Annotated in this window: 19 protein-coding genes and 1 pseudogene; 7 read left to right on the forward strand and 13 right to left on the reverse strand. The window is 72.1% G+C overall.

Annotated features, from left to right (window positions below; genetic code table 11):
• From N865_RS11785 to xylA, 6 genes and pseudogenes are all read right to left on the reverse strand, one after another.
• Nucleotides 1–434 (reverse strand): annotated as a pseudogene (locus tag N865_RS11785) (hypothetical protein); the annotation flags it as partial.
• Nucleotides 435–441: 7 nt separating this feature from the next.
• Nucleotides 442–1,347 (reverse strand): AAA family ATPase, encoded by a 906-nt coding sequence (locus N865_RS11790; protein ID WP_034805975.1) that lies wholly within the window; start codon nt 1,345–1,347, stop codon nt 442–444.
• 96 nt (nt 1,348–1,443) lie between these two features.
• Entirely contained in the window at nt 1,444–2,709 is a 1,266-nt protein-coding gene (locus N865_RS11795) for an ATP-binding protein (RefSeq protein ID WP_034805978.1), read from the reverse strand.
• A gap of 45 nt (nt 2,710–2,754) precedes the next feature.
• Nucleotides 2,755–3,537: a nucleotidyltransferase family protein gene (locus N865_RS11800; protein ID WP_245603737.1), complete on the reverse strand. Its 783-nt coding sequence runs from the start codon at nt 3,535–3,537 to the stop codon at nt 2,755–2,757.
• A gap of 10 nt (nt 3,538–3,547) precedes the next feature.
• Nucleotides 3,548–5,002: a xylulokinase gene (locus N865_RS11805; RefSeq protein WP_034805981.1), complete on the reverse strand. Its 1,455-nt coding sequence runs from the start codon at nt 5,000–5,002 to the stop codon at nt 3,548–3,550.
• Nucleotides 5,003–5,008: 6 nt separating this feature from the next.
• Complete coding sequence (xylA, locus tag N865_RS11810; RefSeq protein WP_034805985.1) at nt 5,009–6,187, reverse strand: xylose isomerase; 1,179 nt, start codon at nt 6,185–6,187, stop codon at nt 5,009–5,011.
• A 65-nt stretch (nt 6,188–6,252) separates the two neighbouring features.
• Here xylA and N865_RS11815 point away from each other — a divergent pair, with 65 nt between their 5' ends.
• Both N865_RS11815 and N865_RS11820 read left to right on the forward strand, forming a co-directional pair.
• A complete protein-coding gene (locus N865_RS11815; RefSeq protein ID WP_245603738.1) occupies nt 6,253–7,581 on the forward strand; it encodes an ROK family protein in 1,329 nt (442 codons plus the stop codon).
• A 143-nt stretch (nt 7,582–7,724) separates the two neighbouring features.
• Nucleotides 7,725–8,015: a DUF4287 domain-containing protein gene (locus tag N865_RS11820; protein WP_034805991.1), complete on the forward strand. Its 291-nt coding sequence runs from the start codon at nt 7,725–7,727 to the stop codon at nt 8,013–8,015.
• A gap of 45 nt (nt 8,016–8,060) precedes the next feature.
• Here the strand turns inward: N865_RS11820 and N865_RS11825 are convergent, their stop codons facing one another.
• The 7 genes from N865_RS11825 to N865_RS11855 all read right to left on the reverse strand — a co-directional run bounded on the left by N865_RS11825 (nt 8,061) and on the right by N865_RS11855 (nt 15,416).
• A complete protein-coding gene (locus tag N865_RS11825) occupies nt 8,061–9,869 on the reverse strand; it encodes an ABC transporter substrate-binding protein (protein ID WP_034805995.1) in 1,809 nt (602 codons plus the stop codon).
• A 100-nt stretch (nt 9,870–9,969) separates the two neighbouring features.
• A complete protein-coding gene (locus N865_RS11830) occupies nt 9,970–10,374 on the reverse strand; it encodes a hypothetical protein (RefSeq protein ID WP_034805999.1) in 405 nt (134 codons plus the stop codon).
• 192 nt (nt 10,375–10,566) lie between these two features.
• Nucleotides 10,567–11,319, reverse strand: a complete 753-nt coding sequence (locus N865_RS11835; RefSeq protein ID WP_034806002.1) for a glutamine amidotransferase — start codon at nt 11,317–11,319, stop codon at nt 10,567–10,569.
• On the reverse strand, nt 11,316–12,041 hold the full coding sequence (locus N865_RS11840; RefSeq protein ID WP_034806004.1) for an esterase family protein: 726 nt from the start codon (nt 12,039–12,041) through the stop codon (nt 11,316–11,318). Before N865_RS11840 ends, N865_RS11835 begins: the two co-directional genes overlap by 4 nt.
• 49 nt (nt 12,042–12,090) lie before the next feature.
• Nucleotides 12,091–13,239 carry an alpha/beta hydrolase gene (locus tag N865_RS11845; protein WP_034806009.1) on the reverse strand — a complete coding sequence of 383 codons (1,149 nt, stop codon included), beginning with the start codon at nt 13,237–13,239 and terminating at the stop codon, nt 12,091–12,093.
• Nucleotides 13,236–14,159 carry a Type 1 glutamine amidotransferase-like domain-containing protein gene (locus N865_RS11850; RefSeq protein WP_034806011.1) on the reverse strand — a complete coding sequence of 308 codons (924 nt, stop codon included), beginning with the start codon at nt 14,157–14,159 and terminating at the stop codon, nt 13,236–13,238. The genes N865_RS11845 and N865_RS11850 overlap by 4 nt, the downstream gene beginning before the upstream one ends.
• Before the next feature lie 33 nt (nt 14,160–14,192).
• Complete coding sequence (locus N865_RS11855) at nt 14,193–15,416, reverse strand: ATP-grasp domain-containing protein (RefSeq protein ID WP_034806013.1); 1,224 nt, start codon at nt 15,414–15,416, stop codon at nt 14,193–14,195.
• Nucleotides 15,417–15,763: 347 nt separating this feature from the next.
• Here N865_RS11855 and N865_RS11860 point away from each other — a divergent pair, with 347 nt between their 5' ends.
• The 5 genes from N865_RS11860 (at nt 15,764) to N865_RS11880 (ending at nt 20,190) form a co-directional block, all read left to right on the forward strand.
• The gene (locus N865_RS11860; RefSeq protein ID WP_211244896.1) at nt 15,764–16,072 is read left to right on the forward strand and encodes a GNAT family N-acetyltransferase; all 309 of its coding nucleotides are present in this window, start codon (nt 15,764–15,766) and stop codon (nt 16,070–16,072) included.
• Nucleotides 16,073–16,157: 85 nt separating this feature from the next.
• A complete protein-coding gene (locus N865_RS11865; protein ID WP_051510497.1) occupies nt 16,158–16,760 on the forward strand; it encodes a class I SAM-dependent methyltransferase in 603 nt (200 codons plus the stop codon).
• 244 nt (nt 16,761–17,004) lie between these two features.
• A complete protein-coding gene (locus N865_RS11870; RefSeq protein WP_245603739.1) occupies nt 17,005–17,544 on the forward strand; it encodes a DUF1062 domain-containing protein in 540 nt (179 codons plus the stop codon).
• Nucleotides 17,545–17,827: 283 nt separating this feature from the next.
• A complete protein-coding gene (locus N865_RS11875) occupies nt 17,828–18,292 on the forward strand; it encodes a hypothetical protein (RefSeq protein ID WP_034806020.1) in 465 nt (154 codons plus the stop codon).
• Nucleotides 18,293–18,546: 254 nt separating this feature from the next.
• A complete protein-coding gene (locus N865_RS11880) occupies nt 18,547–20,190 on the forward strand; it encodes an NAD(P)-binding protein (RefSeq protein ID WP_084328169.1) in 1,644 nt (547 codons plus the stop codon).
• Nucleotides 20,191–20,194: the final 4 nt, after the last annotated feature.

Below are 20,194 nucleotides of genomic sequence, written 5' to 3' on the forward strand. Positions count from 1 at the left end.
TGGCGCAGCACCTCGTGGGCGCTCGCGCGCGCCGCGACGGCCTCCTCGTCGCCGGGCTCGGCGCCGGCGCCGGACCCCTCCTCGAGGGCGGCGCGCCGGACCGGCTGGCTGACCCGCTCCGCCGGTCGTCCCGACCGGTGCGCCTCGCCGGAGAACCAGCTCGTGAAGACCTGGTCGTAGCGCTCGATGTCCGCCGGCGACGAGGTCAGGGTCGCGCGCCCAGACCAGTAGACCGCCTTGCGCTCGCCGAGGCCCGCGACCGCGACGGCCTCGAGGAACGTGCGCTCGCGGTCTGCGGTCACGTGCAGGCCGGCGGCTCGGAGCGCCCGGGCGAAGCCGAGCAGCACGGTGTCGGCGGGGATGCCAGGGGGTGGTGGAGGCTCGGTGCCCCCAGAGGGGCCAGGAACCTCCACGACCGGTCGTTCCTCGGTCATGCGCTGCTCACGCGGTGAGGAGGGTGTCGAGCATCGAGCGCACCCGCTCGGCGTCCTCGCGGTACTTCACGGCGGTGCCGAGGGTCGCTGCGGCGACCTCCGCGTCGAGCCGGCTCGCGCCGATCGCCTCGAGGGCGCGCGCCCAGTCGAGCGTCTCGGCGACACCCGGGGGCTTGATGAGGTCGCCCGACGAGCGCAGGCGCTGGACGAGGGTCACGACCTGCTCGGCCAGGCCGGCACTGACCTCGGGGAGGCGGGTCCGGACGATCTCGAGCTCGCGGGCCAGACCCGGGTGGTCGATCCAGTGATAGAGACAGCGTCGCTTGAGCGCGTCGTGGAGCTCGCGCGTCCGGTTGGAGGTGAGCACGACGAGCGGCGGGGTCGCGGCCACGATCGGCCCGAGCTCCGGGACGGTCACCTGCCACGTCGACAGCACCTCGAGCAGGAACGCCTCGAACTCGTCGTCGGCCCGGTCGATCTCGTCGATGAGCAGGACGCACGGCGCGGACCGGAGGGCATCGAGCACCGGTCTGGCGAGGAGAAAACGCTCGTCGAAGAGCTCCGACTCGAGCGCCCTGACCTCCTGGGGCTCGGCCGACTCGCCGCCCTCGGCACGGGCGAGCGCCTCGACGGTGCGCAGGTGCAGGATCTGGCGGGGGAAGTCCCAGTCGTAGAGCGCCTGCGTCGCGTCGATGCCCTCGTAGCACTGGAGGCGGATGAGCCGGAGGTCGAGCGCTTCGGCGAGAGCCTCGGCGAGCGCCGTCTTGCCGGTGCCGGGCTCACCCTCGAGCAGGATCGGCCGGTCGAGCCGGGTCGCGAGGAAAGTCACCGTCGCGAGGGCGTCGTCGGCGAGGTATCCCGTGCGGGCGAGGGCGGCCGTGACGTCGTCGGCACTGGTGAAGACGTGCTGCATGCCCCGAGCATTGCCGACAACCCACCCGCACGGAAGGGCAACCGCGCCCCGAGCGAGGCGGATCACCCCGACCACCCGACGCTACGACGCCGTCGCTCAGTCGGATCCGGCCGGTGAACCCGGCGGGAGAGCGTTCCCCGGGCCGCGGGGCAGCTCCTGGACCGAGCCGGGGCCGAGCCAGGGCACGTCGGCCTGGGCGCGGACGAACTCGGCGAACCCGGGCATCGTGAACCGGAGCCGCCCGTGCCCCGCGGACTCGACCAGGCCCTTGTCGAGCAGCGAGTGACGGGCCGTGCTCAGCTGTGCCGTGGTCCGGCCGGTCAGGGCCACGAGGTGCCGGGTCTGGGCCACGCCGTCCATGTCGACCACCTGCGCCACCGCGACCATGAGCGCCCGCTCGGCCGGCGTCGCCTTGGCCCACCGGCCGCGGAACATGCCGTTGACGAGGCTCTCGCGGACGTCGGCGACGGCCCGCTCGGCGGTCTCGCGCGCCAGGATCGACCCGGCCTCGGGCGCCGCGAGCGTCCACGTCTCGTCGCCGAACCGCTGGATGAGATAGGGCGACCCTCCAGCCGCAGCGACGACCTCGTGCACGGCGCTCACGTCCCAGTGGACGCCGAGGGCGATGGCCGGCTCGACGAGGGCCCGCTCCGCGGCGTCGGGCTCGAGGCTCTCGAGGGTCCGGAAGTCGAAGCGCTCGGTGAACGAGGCCGCCGCGATGACCCGCTCGGGGGTGTGCGGCAGGCCGGCAGCGAAGACCGCGAGCGGCGCGTCGGCCACCATGAGGGCGTCCTGGATGGCGTTGGCGATGACGACGAGGTCGGAGTGCGGCGCCTCCTGCATCTCGTCGACGAAGATCGCGAGCCCGGTCCGCTCGTGCTCGACAGCGAGCCGGGCGCCTTCGACCATGAGGGACGCGAGCGCCTCGCGCTCGGTCGCGCTGTGGGTCTCGGCGCGCGCCGCCGGCACCTCGGACGTGACGCTGACGATGCCGGCGCTGACCTCGATCGAGAGCGCGGCCAGACGCTCCTTGACGCGGTCCCATGCCGACCGGGCCCCCGGGTGCTCGAACTCCTTGAGCGCCTCGGCGATCCGGGTGGCGAGCAGCTGCGCGTTGTCGGAGACGCTGTCGAGGGCCACCCCGGCCGTGACGAGCCCGCGCTCGTGGGCGCTGTCGCCGATGACGCCGAGGGTCACCGTCTTGCCGAGGCCTCGCGCGCCGGTCAGGACGAGCGCGGAGGGCGCCGGCGCGCCGCTGTTGGCGACCCGGGTGAGCAGCGCCTCGGCCCTCGCCAGCTGGCGCTCTCGACCGACGAGAACGGCGGGTCGAGCACCCGGCCCGGGCTTGTACGGACTGTCCATGGCCCCCCTATAGGTCTCCATAGATCGTGCCATCTATAGGGAGATCTAGGGGCCTTGCGGGGTGAGGTCCTCCGGCCGGTCTGCGTCGCGACCCGACGCGAGGTCACCGCACTCGACGAGCCCGTGCGCGTGCGCCCGGAAGTGGCTGCGCGCCCCCCGGTCGCCGACCGCTGAGGCGATCACCTCGTCCCAGTGGTCGCGGCCGATGACGACGGGGTGCCCGGGCACTCCGGCGTATGCCGCTCGGCTCAGTGTTGCTCGCCAGCGCGCCGCCTCGTCGGCCTCCTCGCCGACCGCCTGCTCCTCGGACGTCGTCTCGTGGGCCTTCCCGGGCCCGTCCGGGCGCGTTGCGAGGGCGGGCGGCCCACCGTGGACCGGACTCGGACGGGGACCCGAGGCGAGGAGCCGGGCCACGACCTCGGCTCCGACGTCGGGCAGGTCGACGAGAGTGATGAGCGCGGCGGAGACGGGGGCAGCGTGCTCGTGCGTCGCCGACGTGAGCGAGGCGAGCCCGGTCCGCAGGGTCGCGCCCATGCCCTCGTCCCACTCCGCGCACTCGACGACATCGACGTCTCGCCCGAGGTGCCGGATGACGTCCGTGACCTCGGCGGCCGCCGCACCGACGACCACGGTGACGCCCTCGCAGCCACCGTCGAGCAGGGCGGTGATGGCCTCCTCGACGAGGGTCGGGGCCCCGGCCGTCTTGCGCACGAGCGCCTTGGGTCCACCCATGCGCCGACCCGCGCCCGCCGCGAGGACGAGCCCGCGCACGTGCGGGACCCGGCCCAGCTGCATACGACGAGGGGTGGTGGGCTCTGGGGTTGTCACGGTGCGGACGTTACCCCCGGAGTCGCGCCGCGACCTCGTCCGCGGCGGCGGAGTAGCGGGCGACGACGTCGGGAGTGGGGTCGGCGTCGAAGGTCGCGACCTCGCCGATCGCCCAGTCCGGCGGGGTCGCCCCGCCCGAGAGGACCCACGCGGCCTGGCGGGCAGCACCGTCGGCGACGTACTCGCCGGGCTCGGGGACGTCGACGGTGACACCGAGGAGGGACGGCGCGATCTGACGCACCGCGTCGGAGCGCGCCGCGCCGCCGACCAGCGTCACCCGGCGCACGTCGACGCCCTGGGCAGCCAGCGCCGTGACGCACCCGGCCATGAGGCCGAGCAGCCCCTCGACGGCGGCCCGGGCGAGGTTGGGCCGCGTCATCGAGGCGAGCGTCAGGTGGTGAAGCGAACCGGTCGCCGTGGGGAGGTTCGGCGTCCGCTCGCCCTCGAGGTAGGGGACGAGGACGAGGCCATCGGCGCCCGGGGTGGCTGCGAGCGCGAGCTCGCTCAGTCCCGCGTGGTCGACCCCGAGCAGGCCGGCGGTCGCGTCGAGGACCCGGCTCGCGTTGAGGGTGCACGCGAGGGGGAGGAAGTGGCCCGTCGCGTCCGCGAACCCCGAGACCAACCCGCTGGCGTCGTGGGTCGGCGTGCTCGAGACGGACGCGACGACGCCCGACGTCCCGAGCGAGAGGCTCGTCTGGCCCGGAACGAGACCGAGGCCGAGCGCGGCGCCGGCATTGTCGCCGCAGCCCGGTCCGAGGGTGACGTGTCCCAGCCCGAGGGCGGCGTCGCCACGGCCGGCGGGCTCGTTCGGAGCCAGGACGCGCGGCAGCACGATGTCGGCGACCTCGGCGACGTGCCGGCGCAGGGCGAGCGCGAGCAGGTCATGGCGGTAGGCGCCCGTCACGGCGTCGAAGTACCCCGTGCCCGACGCGTCGGAGCGGTCGGTGACGAGGGTGTCGAGCGACGCGGCCCCCGAGAGGCGCCACGTCAACCAGTCGTGCGGCAGGGCGATGGCCGCAAGGCGCTCCGCGTGCTGCGGCTCGTGGTCGGCGAGCCACCGCAGCTTGCTCACCGTCAGGGAGGCGACGGGGACGGTGCCGACCGCGTCGGCCCAGCGCGAGGAGCCGACCGCGAGATCCCCGTCGCCGAGCTCGCGGACGAGGTCGACGGCCGCGTCGGCCGACCGGGTGTCGTTCCACAGGAGCGCAGGGCGGATCACGCGCCCCTCCGGGTCGAGACAGACGAGGCCGTGCTGCTGGCCGGCGACCGCCAGGGCTGCGACGTCGGCCAGGCCACCGGCCGCCTCGACCGCGGACCCGAGCGCCGTCCACCACGCCTCCGGGTCGACCTCCGTCCCGGGAGGGTGCGCGGCCGAGCCGCTGCGCACGAGCCTGCCGGTGTCGGCCTCCCGGATGACGACCTTGCACGACTGGGTGGACGAGTCGATGCCCGCGACGAGAGCCATGGCGCGTCAGCCGATGAGGTGCTCGACGGCGAGCTGCTGGAGCCGCACGAAGCCGTAGTCCCGCTCGGCCGCCTTCTCGACGTCGAAGCCGTCGTCGCTCGCGAGGAGGTCCTCGACCGTCTCGCCCTCGGAGAGGGTCGGCTCGGCGAGATCGAGCACACCGGCATACGCGAGCGCCTCGGTGACCCGGGCGTCGGAGCGGAAAGCGGCAGCCCTCTCGGCGAGCATGAGGTAGGTCGCCATGCACGCCTCGGCCGAGGCCCACACACCGTCCATGTACTCGGTCCGGGACGGCTTGTAGTCGAAGTGGCGCGGCCCGGTGTAGCGGGGGCCGTCGGGGTAGCCGGGGAAGCCGTTCTCGAGGAGGTCGACCGTGAAGAACGCGGAGATGAGGTCACCGTGGCCGAAGACGAGGTCTTGGTCGTACTTGAGGCCGCGCTGACCGTTGAGGTCGATGTGGAAGAGCTTGTCGCTCCACAGGGCCTGGGCGATGGCGTGGGTGTAGTTGAGGCCCGCCATCTGCTCGTGGCCCGTCTCCGGGTTGAGGCCGACGATGTCGCCGTGCTCGAGCTCGGCAATGAGGCCGAGGGCGTGGCCGACGGTCGGCAGGAAGATGTCGCCGCGCGGCTCGTTGGGCTTGGGTTCCAGGGCGATCCGCAGGTCGTAGCCCTTCGCCTTGATGTAGCCGGCGACGGTGTCGAGCCCCTCCTTGTAGCGCTCGAATGCCGCATAGACGTCCTTGGAGCCGTCGTACTCGCTCCCCTCCCGGCCGCCCCACATGACGAAGGTCGACGCACCCATCTCGGCTGCGAGGTCGACCGCCTTGAGGATCTTGCGCAGGCCGAAGCGGCGCACGCCCCGGTCGTTGGAGGTGAGGCCGCCGTCCTTGAAGACCGGGTGGGTGAACGTGTTCGTCGTGACCATCTCGATCGTGAGACCCGCGCGGTCGGTCGCGTCCTTGAGCCGGCCGCAGACCTTCGCGCGGGTGGCGTCGTCGGCGTCGAAGGGGAAGACGTCGTTGTCGTGGAAGGTGATGCCCCAGGCGCCGAGCTCGGCGAGCCGGTCGGAGTACTCCCACGGGTCGAGGGTCGGCCGGGTGGCGCTGCCGAACGGGTCGACGCCGGCCCAGCCGACGGTCCAGAGGCCGAACGAGAAGCGGTCTTCGGGGGTGGGCTGACGCACCATCGGGTCTCCTTCGACTTTTGTTGTTCAGTGCAACTTATCCATCGTTCTGAGATAGGGTCAACCCCGTGTCCGCATCCGCATCGCCGTCCCTGGGGAACGCCTCGCGGTCCACGACCGGGGGCGGAGTGCCGAGTAGACCTGGTGCGGGCGCGGTCGCCACGGCACGTCGCAGCGCCCGGCAGTCGACCCTGCGCGAGGCCAACCTCGCCCTCGTCGCCGCGACAGTCTTCGCCGCGGAGGAGCCGATCTCCCGGGCAGGCGTCTCGAGCCTGACCTCGCTCACCCGCTCCACCGTGTCGCGCCTGGTCGACGATCTCGTCGCCGGCGGCGTCCTCGACGAGATCGCCCCCGCGGCCGTGACCGGGCCCGGCCGCCCGGCGACGCCCTTGAGACCGGCGGCCGGTCGCTTCGGTGCGCTGGGGCTGCAGGTCAACGCCGGCTACCTCGCCGCGCGGCTCATGGACCTCTCCGGCCGCGTGCTCGCCGAGCGGGTCCTCGACGACGACCTCATCGGTTCTGGGCCCGCGCCGACGCTGCGGCGCCTCGGGGGGATCGCGCGGGGGGTGCTCGCCGAGCGGCCGGACCGGCTCACGCTCGTCGGCACCGGGCTCGCCCTGCCGGGCATCGTCGACGTGGCCGCGGGCCACCTGCTCAGCGCCCCCAACCTCGGGTGGTCGGACGTCGACCCGACGCCGGACCTGTTGGCCGGGCTCGGTCCCGACGGCGACTGGGCGGCCGGCGGCCGCTCAGGTGCCCCGGTCGGCGGGCTGCACGTGCGTGTCGGCAACGAGGCCGACCTCGCTGCGCGGGCCTTCGCCGAGCCCGCTCCCGGACGGCGCGGTCCGCTCAGCGACTTCGTCTTCCTCAGCGGCGAGGTCGGCATCGGCGGCGCGATCGTCCTCGACGGGGCTGCTTGGTCGGGCCGTCATGGCTGGGCCGGCGAGATCGGCCACGTGTGCGTCGACCCCGACGGGCCGCGCTGCCGGTGCGGCTCCACCGGCTGCCTCGAGCAGTATGCCGGTCGGCGGGCGATGCTCGCCGCGGCCGGACTCCCTGCCGACACGTCACCCGCCGAGCTCGCCGTGCAGGCCCGGGCCGGCCACCCGGGTGCCGTCGCCGCCATCGCCGAGGCCTCGCGCGCTCTCGGGATCGCCCTGGCCGGGGTCGTCAACGTCCTCGACATCCCGACGATCGTCCTGAGCGGTCACCTCGGTCAGGTCGGCGACCTCCTCGCGCCGGAGCTGACCCAGGTCCTCGGCGAACGTGTCCTCTCGGCGCGCTGGGTCGCCCCGGAGATCACCGTCGCTCCCGAGGATCTCGCGCCTGGCGCGACGGGCGCGGCCCTGCTCGAGTTGCACGGCGTCATCGCCGATCCCGCCCGCTACGTCGACTGACTGCGCAGGACAGACGCGTCGGGGCCGGCAGCGACATCGGGCCGAGCCACGTGGGCAGGCCCCTGTCGAGAACCGTTCGCGCGGATCGACGTCGTGATGTCAGGCATCCCACAGCCCAGTCGGGCACACACAGGAGACCGAACATGTCATTCCAGGCCTACCTCGACGCCATCGAGACCAAGACCGGCAGAACACCCCGCGAGCTGCTCGCGGAGGCAGAGAACAAGGGCTTCGACGCCGGCACCAAGGCCGCCGCCGTCATCGAGTGGCTCCGCGATGAGTACGGGCTCGGTCGCGGTCACGCGATGGCGCTGTTCCATGTCATCAAGAACGGGCCGGCGATCAGCGACAAGCACGTGGGCACGACGTTCACCCATCGGGACGCCTCGGTCGAGCTGCACCTTGACGGCGTCGCGGCCCGGGCCGCGTCGTAGGCGGCTGACGGCATACGCCGCCGGCTCCGACGCCCACTGGAGGGGTCAGCGCACGGCCGCGATGTCGAGGGCCCAGACGGGGTTGACCGCGAGCTGGCTCACGCGTGAGCCGTGGGCGTAGTGGGTCATCGGCTGGATCAGGGGCACGAAGGGCGAGCTCTCGTTCATCGCGTCCTGCCACGCCCGGTATGCCGCCGCGCGGTCGGCGCCGTAGGCCTCCTGGGCGGCGGCCGTCAGGGCGTCGAGGTCGGGGTCGATACCGCGTGGCCACCGTGCGCGTTGGGCGACGAGACCGCCGGGGGCGAAGGCGAGCTGGTTCTCCGGGTCGGGGAAGTCGGGACTCCAGCCCCAGAGACCCATGGCGTCGCCCCCGGCGCGGTAGGTCACGAGGGCACTGGCGGCCGGCGCGGGCGCGAGGATGACTCGGATCCCCACGGCGGCGAGCTGCCGCTGGAGGGCGGAGGCGATCGTTGCCGGCGGGATGCCCTGGATCGGCAGGTCCCTGGCGAAGGCGAGCGGGATCGGCTGGCCGCGGTAGCCGGAGCGTGCGAGGGCCGCGCGGGCAGCCGCGGGGTCCGGCCCCGCCGCCGGGGCTTGCGTCAGCGGCGGGGTGGGGATCCCCCCGAGCGTCGGGGCCGGGGTCCCCGTCGGCGTCGCTGCAGGGCGCGCGGTCCCAGACCCACCCGGCCCGGAGGCCGTGGTGCTCGGCGTCGGGCCGGTGGACGGGGGCGGTGCGGGGTTGACGACAGCGGGAAGAGCGCCGACGAGACCGGCCGGGATCAGACCGCGGGCCGGGAGCGCGTCGCCGGCCGCGAGCCCGAGCGCAGCACGGTCGACGCCGAGGCGCACCGCCTCGACGAAGTCGGGGTTGGCCGTCCACGCGTTGACCCTCGGGTCGCGGTTGAGGAGGAGGAAGGCGGTCGAGAACGATCGCTCGGACTGGACGGTGACGGGCGGGGTGGAGCGCTTCGCCTCAGCCGCCGACGCCTGCGCGGGCGAGAGGTCGAGGGCGACGTCTGCGGCGCCCGACTGGAGGTCGGCCAGCTGCTTGGCCGGGGCCGCGTTGCGCACGAGGACCTCCGGGAACGCGACGGCCGGACCGGTCCAGTAGGGGTTGCGTGCCAGTCGGATCGCTCCTGGCTCGACCCCGGCGATGACGTAGGGGCCCGAGCCGGCGGACGTCCGGTCGAGCCAGGGCCTGGCCGTGTCGAGAGGGCCGATCGTGCCGCCGTGCGCCTTGACCGCAGCGGAGTTGAGGATGCCGAGGGACGGGTTGGCGAGGACCGCGGGGAGCGAGAAGTTCGACCCCGGCGAGGTGAGGGTCAGGGTCCGGTCGTCGACCTTCTTCGCGTTGACCGTGCCGAGGATCGCGGCGGTCGGGCCGCCGAGACCCATCGCGCGGTCGAGGGTGAAGATGACGTCGTCGGTCGTGATGGGGGTGCCGTCGGAGAAGCGGACGCCCTTCTTGAGGCGGAGCGTCAGCCACTTGCCCTCGGGAGCCATGGTGAACTCGGCGAGACCGGCCACGGGAGTCTGCTGGTCGGCACCGTCGAAGGTCGTCAGGGTCTGGTACACCGAACGAGACACGAGCGCGCCGCTCCGCTCGAACTGACGGGTCGGGTCGAGCGTGGTGTGCTCGAACACGGTCTCGACGACGAGCGGCTCGACCGCCCCGCTCGTCGCCGAGGTGGGCTCCTGCACCGTGCCCACGCTCGTCGCGTCGTCGCCCGACCCGGTCACGGCGCTGCTCGCCCCGCTCGTCATCGAGCCGGCCGTCGTGCACGCGGTCGCGCCGACGGTGCCGACGAGCCCGAGAGCGCAGAGCACCGCGACGCGGGCAGCGGGTCGGCGCATGGGCGAGGTCCTCACGATGGGTCGCGCCGGGCAGCGGAGGCGGCGCAGAGACAGGTCGGCGGGGGCGCCACGCCCCCGGCCTTCGCGAAAGTCTATCGGCTCACCGAGGGCCGCCCGCCTGCGTGGACGCGGCCGGGGCAAGGAGCAGGTACGCCTGGGCGACGAGGACCACACCGATGGCGACCCACTTGCCGGGGGGCAGCTCGACGCCGTAGCGCCAGCGGTCGACGAGGACGAGGCCCACCTGCAGGATGACGACCCAGCCCATGGTCACGAGAGCGAGCTCGGCGTAGCGCAGGGACGAGGCGTAGACCCAGAAGAGGACGAGGAAGGCACCGGCGCCGAGGACGAGAGCGCGGACGTTGCCGTTCTCGGCCCACTCCTTGGCGAGGATCGCGCCCGCGAGGTCGAGCCCGGCGAGGAAGACCATGGCGAGCGTCGCGACGAGAGGGACCGGCCAGCCGGTCGGCGCCTTGATGAGCGGGAACACGTCGGTCGCACTCATGGGTCACACCACCTCTCCGAGCGGGCCCGCTGACGCGAGCCGTGGAGATCAGAGCCGTCCGCGAGGGCTCTGATACGCGCCCGCCTGGGACTAGCCCGTCCCGTATGCCGCTGGGCCGGCTCTCGCAGGCGGGCGGGCGCCCGCTGAGGCGGCATCACCGGAGCCCGGCGCCGGAGGGTCCGGCCGGGTCCGTCAGGCGGGGTCGGCGAACGCGACGACGAAGCGGCGCAGGACGTCGTGGGCGGCGGACACGTCGACGTCCCGGGCCCCTTCGACGAGGTCCTCGAGCTCGTCGGGGTGGAAGTAGCCGTGGCTGGCGTAGGCGCGGATGCGCTCGACGAAGGTCTCGACCTCGAGCTCGGGGTGGAACTGCGTCACGTAGGCACGACGCCCGATCCGGTAGGCCTGGACCGGGCAGGCGTCGTTCGTCGCGAGGAGGACCGCGCCGTCCGGCATACGGCGGCACGACTCCTTGTGACCGACGAAGGCTGCGAATCGCTCAGGCAGACCGCCGAACACGGGGTCGGTGGCAGCGGCCTCCGTGAGCCGGATCGTCGCCTCCCCCACGGGCTCGCCGAGCTCGCGGTCGACGACGCCGCCGAGCGCGAGGGCCGTGACGCCGATGCCGTAGCAGAGGCCGAGGTACGGGACGTCACGGGCGACGAGCTCTCGGACGAGCCCGGCCAGCTCCGCCTCGACGCGGACCTGGACCGCGGACTTCGACTCCGGAGGGTCCGTGACCGTGAAGGGACTGCCCCCGACGACGACTCCGGCGAACCGGTCGAGGTCGAGCGGGGTGAAGGGCCCCTGCTCCATGCGGACGTGCTCCACGGCGTCGCGGGGGAGGCCGCTCAGGCGCAGGAAGCTGTCGAGCTCGCGCCGGGCGAGGTGGTCGTCGGCGCGAGAGCTGAGCAGGACGAAAGGGCGTGGGGTCGTCCGGCTCACGGCAGGAGGTCGTCGAGGTAGAGCGGCAGCATCTCCCACCACGTCGGCCAGTCGTGGTCGTAGGCGGTCCCCCAGTCGTCGACACGGTTGGGAATCCCCTTGGAGCCCAAGAGGTTTCCGACTGCCCACGACTCGCCGACGTCCTCCCACCGCCCGCTCCCGGAGGCGAGAATGACCATCCGCCGACGCAGCTCGTCGAGCGCCGGGCCCTCGAGCCCGGGCAGGAAGTGCAGCGGCGACGAGTAGTAGAGGTCCTCGGTGAACCGGCCGCCGATGAACTTCTCGATGGCATAGGTCCCGCTCATGCAGACGGCCGCGTCGACGAGGTGGGGGTAGCGGCAGACCATCGCGAGCGCGTTGAAGGCGCCGATCGACGCGCCCGCCGTGACGACCCGCAGGGGCCCGCCGCAGTCGGAGTGGATCGCCGGGATGACCTCGCTGGCCACGGCGTCGTGGAAGGCGTTGAAGAGGGCCAACCGGTGCTCCGGCGTCCCGACCTGCTCGGCCATGGCCCGGCCGGCGATGCTGTCGCAGGAGTACACCTTGGCGCGGCCCGCGTCGATGAGCGGCTGGACGCAGTCGATCATCCGGCGACGTTCGGCCTCCTCGGCATCACCCCCCGCCGTGGGGAAGAGCAGGACCGGCTTGCCGTACGTGCCCCAGCGGGCGACGGTCAGCTCCTGCCCGAGCCGGTCCGAGTGCCAGCGATCGGTGACCTTCATGCCGTCCTGCCTTCCTCTGGTCTGTTCTGGTCCGTTCGACTGCTCCGACTCACTCGTAGACGAACTTCTGCGGCCCGGGGAAGAGCCACGAGAGGCCGTCGCCGAGCCGGTCGCGCCAGTTCTCCCAGTTGTGGCCGTCCCGGGCCTCGACGTAGTGGACCCGCATGCCGGCGTGCCGCAGGACCGGGACCATCGAGCGGTTGGGGGTGATGAGCGGCTCGTAGACCCCGCACGACATGAAGATCCGGTCGACGACCTGTCTCGGCCGGGCCCGGAAGGCGTTGACGAACTTCACCACGGGGTCGAACGCCGGACCGCCGCCGTGCTCGAAGCCGATGTCGGTGAAGACGAGCGAGGCCGACTGGAGCAGGAGGGAGCCGAAGAAGCCGGGATAGCGGACGGCGGTCGATAGCGACGCGACGCCCCCGAAGGACGACCCCATGAGGCACCGGGCCTCGGGGGTGTCGACGAGCGGCAGCCGCTCGTTGAGCAGCGGCACGAGCTCGCGGGCGACGAAGCGCGCGTGCGGGGCGTGGTTGGGGTACTCCTTGAGCCGGTCCTTGGGCGGGACGAAGACGGCGACGAGCGGGTCGACGTCGAGGCGGTGGATGAGGTTGTCGAGGACGGTCTTCATCGCGGCGAACTGGAGGTAGTCGGTCCCGTCGTGGACGACGAGGAGGGGGTAGTTCGTCGCCCGGTTGAACCGCGCCGGCAGGTAGATCTGGACCGGCTGGTCACGGCGCAGCGCCCTGCTCCGGACGACCTCCTCGACGAGCGTCCCGGGCCGCGCCTCGGGGTCGGGCACCACCCAGTCGGGCACGCGGTAGCCGATGGCGGCGCACACCGACGACGAGCCGAGCGGGCTGTGCGCGAGGCGCGGGTTGAGCGGGTCGTTGAACCGGTGGTACTGCTCGCCCTGCCGGGTCTCGACCTGGTATTCGACCCGGGAGCCCTCGGGCAGGACCGTCGTCACGGCCCAGAGGTCGGTGTCGCCGACCCGCTTCATCTCGAGCGGGTCGGGCAGGCCGACGACGCGGTGCCGGATCCACGCCTGGTCGACGTGGCCACGGTAGAGGAAGGTCGCCCGCTCGCCTTCGATGATCGGTGAGCCCCACCGCGCGAGGAAGCGGTCGACGGCCGGCCCGTCGACGGGCCGCTCCCGCAGGCGGTTGATGACGAGGCGCTCGGTCGGGCTCATGCCGCCCCCACGACCCGGACGTAGCCGTCGTCGTCGATCGTCCGGGCTCCTGCGGGCAGCTCGCCCGACCCGTCGGGGAAGCGGACGATCGCCCCGTCGTCGAGGAGGGTGAGCCGGTCGCCGGGGAAGCGGCGCGCCAGGGTCCGCATCTGCTCGCGGTCGTCGAGCCGCAGCCGGCGCTTCGCGTGGGGCAGGGCGATGACACCCGGGACGCGCCCGAGACCGGTGTCGTGGAGCTCGGCCGCCGTGACGCCCTGCGGTGCGAAGTCGTGGAAGAGGACGACCCGCTCGGTCATCGCCATCGCCCCGGCCGACCAGGCGACGACGGGCTTGTCCGCCGGGAGGGTCAGGTCGAAGACCCGAAGGGTGCGCAGCAGGGTCCGCACGTTGCCACCCGCGACCGCGACCGCCACGCAGTCGTCGAGGATCGCGCCGATCTCTCCGCGGTGCCACCCGATCGTCGGGCTCGCGAGGGGAGGGGCTACGTCGGTGACCGAGCGGTAGAGCTCGGCGAGCTGGCCGGCATACCACCCGTCGACGTCGCGGACGGCGGCGATCGCAGCGTCGACGGCCAAGGGGCCGATGCCGTGGATCGACGTGCGGTGCGTGACCTCGTGGACGGCGTCGACGGCCGACTGGAGGCGTATGCCGTAGAACGCGCGGAGCTCGTCCTGCCGGTCGCGGAAGTCGAGCGCGGCGGCGGCGAAGTGGTCGTCCTTCGTCAGGACGTCGAGCATCCGGTGGTAGAGGCGCAGGTTGCGAGCGCGCCCGTCGAGGATCGCGCTGAGCTCGCCGTCGTCGGACTCCCGCTCCTCCCAGCCGGAGTTGATGACGGCTATCGGTCCGTCGAGGTCGAGCGAGCGCACGGTCGCGCCCACGGTGGTCGTGAACCGTTGCGGCCCGAGGAGGATCGTGGTCATGGGACTGTCGGCGGCATCCGTCTCGGCGGTGGGTCAGCCGGCGTGGACGTGGATCGTGCGGCCGATGTCGTCGAGCATCGCGCGCGCCGTGTCGTAGTCGGGGTGGCGCAGGCGCACCCACGCGTTGGCCATGTAGCCGGCCTCGACCGGCTGGGTGCCATGGCCGACCGGCGGGAAGTGGCCGTCGAGGATCCACTCGCCGTAGCGGCCCTGGATCTCGTCGATGCCGGTGTAGCCCTTGACCACCCCGTCATGGTCAGGTCGCAGCGCGACGATGCCGGCGGCATACGTCCGTCGCATCGGCTGGTCGGGCCTGCGGTGGGTGATGACGTGCGCCCACTCGCGGTAGACGTCGACGTCGTTGGCCGCGGAGTAGAGGTCCCAGGCGCCGACGCCCGGCGGGCGGACCCCGATCTCGGAGAACTTCAGGCCCTTGGGGCCGTAGAACCATTCCATGTGCGTGGCCGACGTCTCGATGCCGAGCGCCGCGATGACGCGACGGCCGAGGTCGCGCACCTCGTCGTAGAACGGGTTGCCGTCGAGCCGGTTCGTCGTGATGAACTGCGGCGAGATCCAGCGGTGGCGCATCGCCTCGAGGACGTTGGGGTAGTAGTGCGTCGCCCAGTCGTGCACAACCCGCCCGTCGAGCGTGATCGTGTCGTAGAACCCCTCGTGGCCCTCGACGAACTCCTCGATCGCGATCGACGTGGCCCCCTCGCGGGCGAAGACCTGCAGGGCCTGCACCATCTCGTCGTCGCTGTCGACGCGGACCGTGCCCTGGGCGCCCGCGCCAGCGCGTGGCTTGAGGATGAGCGGGTAGCCGACGGCATCCGCGAACGCGTGCGCCTCCTCGGCCGACTCGACGGCCGCGCTCGCGGCCGTCGGCACGCCCGCCTGGCGCAGCGCCTCCTTCATCGACGGCTTGTCGCGGCACAGCCACGTCGTGCGGACGCTCGTCCCCGGTATGCCGCACGCCTCGCGGACCTGCGCCGCCGGCATCGTGTGCGCCTCGACGGTCGCCTCGAGGGCATCGATCCAGACCCGGTCCTGGAAGGCCCGCACGGCCTCGACCATCTGATCGACGTTGGTCACCGAGCCGACCCTCAGGTAACCGCGCATGGCGCCGAGGAGCTCCTCGCCGAGGTGCCCCTCCTCCGACTCACCGATCCCGTAGATGTTCGCGCCGACCGACGCGAGCGCGTGCACGAAGCGACGCTGGTTCGCCGGGAACGCGGGCTCCACGAAGATGATGTTCACCTCCCCGACCCTAGGGGTGGGGTCCGGGCCGCGCCACGGATTGGCTCGGCTGGGCTTCCGCGGCTTCCGCGGCTTCCGGTCGGGCGCGTATGCCGCTGGGCTGGGCTGGTGCTGCCCCTCGAAGGACCGCTCGATGGACCTTTCGCCCTGGACGGCGGGCGAAGCCTGCACCGTTCGACGGCGACGCGCAACGCGCCCAAAGTCGGATGACCTCGGCGCCGGCATCCGAGATGCTCCGTGCATGACGGCCATCGGGGAACCACGGCCACGAGACGCTCGTGCCGAGGATGTGGACCGGATCATTCCGCTCTGGGGGCTGCTCTTCGATGAGCTGCCGAACGAAACGAGTGCCTTGGCGCGACCACGCGAGGGCCTGGTTCAACCAGGTCGTCACCGACCGACACGTGGCGTGCTTCCCTGTCGTCGAGAAGGACGGCGCGATCGTCGCCTGCGCGGTCGGGACGCTGGAGCTCGGAGTGCCCAACCCCCAGTGCCCGCGCGGGCGGACCGCCCGGCGGGCGAATGTCATCACCCTCCCCGAGCACCGCGGGCAGGGGTATGCGACTGCACTGGTCGCCTTCGTCGTCGCATGGGCACGGTCGATCGAGGCCGACCGAGTCGACCTCAGCGCCACGCCGGACGGTCAACGCCTCTAGGAGAGATCCGGGTTTGTCCTCACCTCCGCGCCGCGCATGAAGCTCGCGCTCTAGCGGTGCCACATCCTTGTCTAGGATCGGCGGGATGGAGACGGGCGAGATTGAGCAGGCGTACTCCTCGCTCTCTCACCTCTACATCGACCTCTTCGGCTCGGGGCAGCACGAACACCACGACGACCTGCGATTGATCGACGATCATCTGGGGCACGTGGCGGGTCCGGTCCTGGACCTCGGCTGCGGTCCGGGGCACCTGACGCGCTATCTGCGGTCCAGGTGCCCGGACGTCACGGGGATCGATGTGGTACCTGAGTTCATTTCCCACGCGCGAGACGCCCACCCGACGGCGAGCTTCGAGCTCGGATCGATCACCAACGTGACCCGGGCGGACGGCTCTGTGGCCGGCGCGTTGGCGTGGTACTCGCTCATCCACTTCGATCCCGATCAGCTGGACGGCGCGCTCGCCGAGATCCGCCGCATCATGGCGCCTGGAGGCGTCCTGGTCGCGGGCTTCTTCGAGGGCGTTGACTGCGAGCCGTTCGAGCACAAGGTCATCACTGCCTATCGGTGGCCGGTCGACGAGTTCGCCCACCGCCTGGCCGAGGCAGGCTTCTCGGAGGTGGAGCGGCTCAAGCGGCCTCAGGACGGCGAGCGACGACCGCATGCCGCCATCGCGGCCACGGCCACATAGGCCCGATCGCCGCGCGTCGACGCTCTGCGCGCGCCCGCCGTCTCCGAAAACCTGTCGAGCCGCACTTCCGCGCGTTGTTACGGTGCTCGCGCCAACACCGCCCTGCCGAGGACCTGCCGATGTACGTCCTGTGAGACCTCTCTAGCGCTGATTCGTCGCGCGTCGCCTGTGTGCGCCGCGCTCCTTTTCGCTACGAACTTCTCACTGGAACCGGTGTATCTCTGTGCCCATTACCTGGGTCGTCGTGCCCACCCGCCTGCCCGTCATCGTCCGCCGTTGCCACGCATGTGCTTCCATGCGCTTCCGGGCCAGCGGCAAGTTCCGAGTCAACGCAAACCACAAGCTCCTCGACGCGTGGCTCCTCGCGCTGTGCACTGAGTGCGGGGACACCATCAAGCTCACCCTTTTCGAGCGGACGAACGTGCGCTCCGTGCGACCTCGGCTGCTCGACCGGCTGCACCACAATGACCCCGGCCTGGTCGCCGAGCTGCTTCAGGACCCGGTCGTGCTGCGCCGCAATCGCATCGCTCTCGACTGGGACAACGCCTGGGGCCTGGACACCGGCGGATCGGACCGGTTCGGGGAAGAGGCGATCGACGAGGCGCTCGAGATCGCGGTCCGCTTTGCGGCGCGGATCCCCGTCCGGCCGGTGCGACTGATCGCCGACGGCCTCGGCATGTCGCGGGCCGAGGTCGAGCGGCTGGTCACCGAGGGGAATCTCGTGTCGACAGTCCGCCTGAGCGGCAAGCGTTCCGGCGACTTCACCTTCATGCTCAAGCGCTGAATCCTCTGGGGGACATGGCCGAATCGGGTGCCCGTGACAAGACTCGCCCTTCGGCCTGAGTCCCTCCCAGATAACGCCTCCGGTTTCGTGACCGGGGGCGTTGTCTTGCGGCAGTCGAGAGGGTCGTCTACGGGGCCGGATGCGGCGGTTGGTCTGGATCTGGAGAGCGGCCTGCGCGTATCCCCCAGACGCCTGAGTGAAGCGCTACCGTCGGCGCCGTGGCCGACATCACCGCTGTCCTGCTGGATGGCCTCGCCCGCGCCCGCATGGATCGGCTCTGGTCGTGAGGAGTCTGTTCCTCCTGGCGGTCAACGTGCTGGGGATCCCTCTGCTTGTGTTCTTGCTCAGGCGAGCCATGGATGCGTGGCGCAACCCGGTGGCCTTCCAGCGGCAAGTCGAATCGCTGCAAAGGATCCAGCGGATCACGCCCGAGATGACACGAGCACGAGTCAGCCTCAGCTGGATGTTGATGCTGGGGTTTCTGCTCATCTTCATCGGCCAGGCTCCCGTGAGCGTCTGGAGGATCGCTACTGGGACCTCGAGTGACCAGATCCTGCGCCACGTTTTCTGGTTCACCGCGCCATTGGTGTTCAGCGGGGTAGTCATGGTCATGGCGTTTCCCTGGTGCGGGTGGTGGTACTGGCCCCGGTGGAGCGTTCCGCCTCACCAGCGGCACCAGCCCTCACCGCATCGGCAACGCAGAGCCAAGGTCCGCGCCGAACGGGAAGCTCACCGCCCCAAGCGGTGACTGCCGACGAGCCACGCTCTCCTGCGACCCCGATCTCCATCGCACGATTGGCTGTCGCGCGGGGGGTCTGACGGCACGGGCGTGCACGGCCCCGCCCGGCGGCATACGGCCGCTGTCTCCCGGGACGCGGACGACGGCTGAGCCGTTCGTCACGCTGCCCACATCCGAGCCGCACGCTCCACTACGTCTCGTAGTATTCGAGGTACTCAGCCGATTCCTCGGCGTCCCTGCCGGGGGTCACCCAGGAGACGCCGGTGTCCGGACCAGAACGCGACCTCACCCCGCTCGCCCCGCTCGGGCTGGCCCGCCTCCGCTCCGGCCCGGTGCGCACCCAGCGGCCCGTCTACGTCGACCTCCTGCCGCCCTGCAACGCCGGCTGCCCGGCCGGCGAGAACATCCAGGCCTGGCTCGCGCAGATGAAGGCCGGCGACCACGAGGCCGCATGGCGCCAGCTCACCGCCGACAACCCGCTCCCTGCGATCCACGGCCGGGTCTGCTACCACCCGTGCGAGGCGGCCTGCAACCGCGCCGAGCTCGACGGCGCGGTCTCGATCCACGGTGTCGAGCGCTTCCTCGGCGACCTCGCCATCGAGCGTGGCTGGGGCTTCGAGCGTCCCACGACCAGCAGCGGCCGGCGGGTCCTCGTCGTCGGCTCCGGGCCGAGCGGCCTCTCCGCGGCCTACCACCTGACCCGGCTCGGCCACAGCGTCACCGTCCGTGACAGCGGCGAGCAGCCCGGGGGCATGATGCGGTACGGCATCCCCGCCTACCGGCTGCCCCGCGACGTGCTCGACGCGGAGATCGGACGCCTCGCCGACCTCGGCGTGACCTTCGAGCAGGGCCACCGTGTCGAGGACCTCGACCGCGAGCGCACCGAGGGCGGTTTCGACGCGGTCTTCGTCGCGGTCGGCGCGCACCTGTCCAAGCACGTCGACATCCCCAACCAGGACGCCGGACGCGTCCTCGACGCCGTGTCGTTCCTCCGTGACGTGGAGACGGGCGAGCGGGAGGGCCTGACCGGCAGGGTCGCGGTCTACGGGGGCGGCAACACGGCAATGGACGCGGCCCGGGTCGCCCGGCGGCTCGGCGCGGAGGACACGGTCATCGTCTACCGGCGCACGCGCGAGCAGATGCCGGCCCACGAGGAGGAGGCGCGCGACGCCGAGGAGGAGGGCATCCGGATCAACTGGCTGCGGACCATCGCATCCATGGGCGAGCACGACCTCACCGTCGAGCTGCAGGAGCTCGACGAGCACGGCAAGCCGCACGGCACCGGTCGCTTCGAGACGCTCGAGGCCGACACGGTCATCCTCGCGCTCGGCCAGGCGAGCGACACGACGTTCCTGCGCGGCATACCGGGCATCGAGTTCGACGACGACACGGTCCGGGTCGACAAGGCGACCCTCATGACCGGCGCTCCCGGCGTCTTCGCCGGCGGCGACGCGGTCCCCAGCCAGCGGACGGTCACGATCGGCGTCGGACACGGCAAGCGGGCAGCTCGCACGATCGACGCGTGGCTCCGCGACACGGCGTGGGCGCCGGCGCCGAAGCACGAGCGCGCCGACTTCGACAAGCTCAACCTCTGGTACTTCGGCGAGCACGACCGCCGGGAGCAGCACGAGATCGACGCGGCCGCGCGGAGCCACACGTTCGACGAGGTGCTGACCGGCCTGACACCGGTGGAGGCCACCTACGAGGCCGGGCGGTGCCTCTCGTGCGGCAACTGCTTCGAGTGCGACGGCTGCCTCGGGGCCTGCCCGGAGGACGCCGTGATCAAGCTCGGCGTGGGTCTCCGCTACGAGTTCGACCTCGGCCGCTGCACCGGCTGCAGCGCCTGCTACCGGCAGTGTCCGGTCCACGCTATCGAGATGGTGCCCGAGCCGAGAGCGGGGGGCTGAGCTG

It is taken from the genome of Intrasporangium oryzae NRRL B-24470, from assembly GCF_000576595.1.
Classification (GTDB): domain Bacteria; phylum Actinomycetota; class Actinomycetes; order Actinomycetales; family Dermatophilaceae; genus Intrasporangium_C; species Intrasporangium_C oryzae.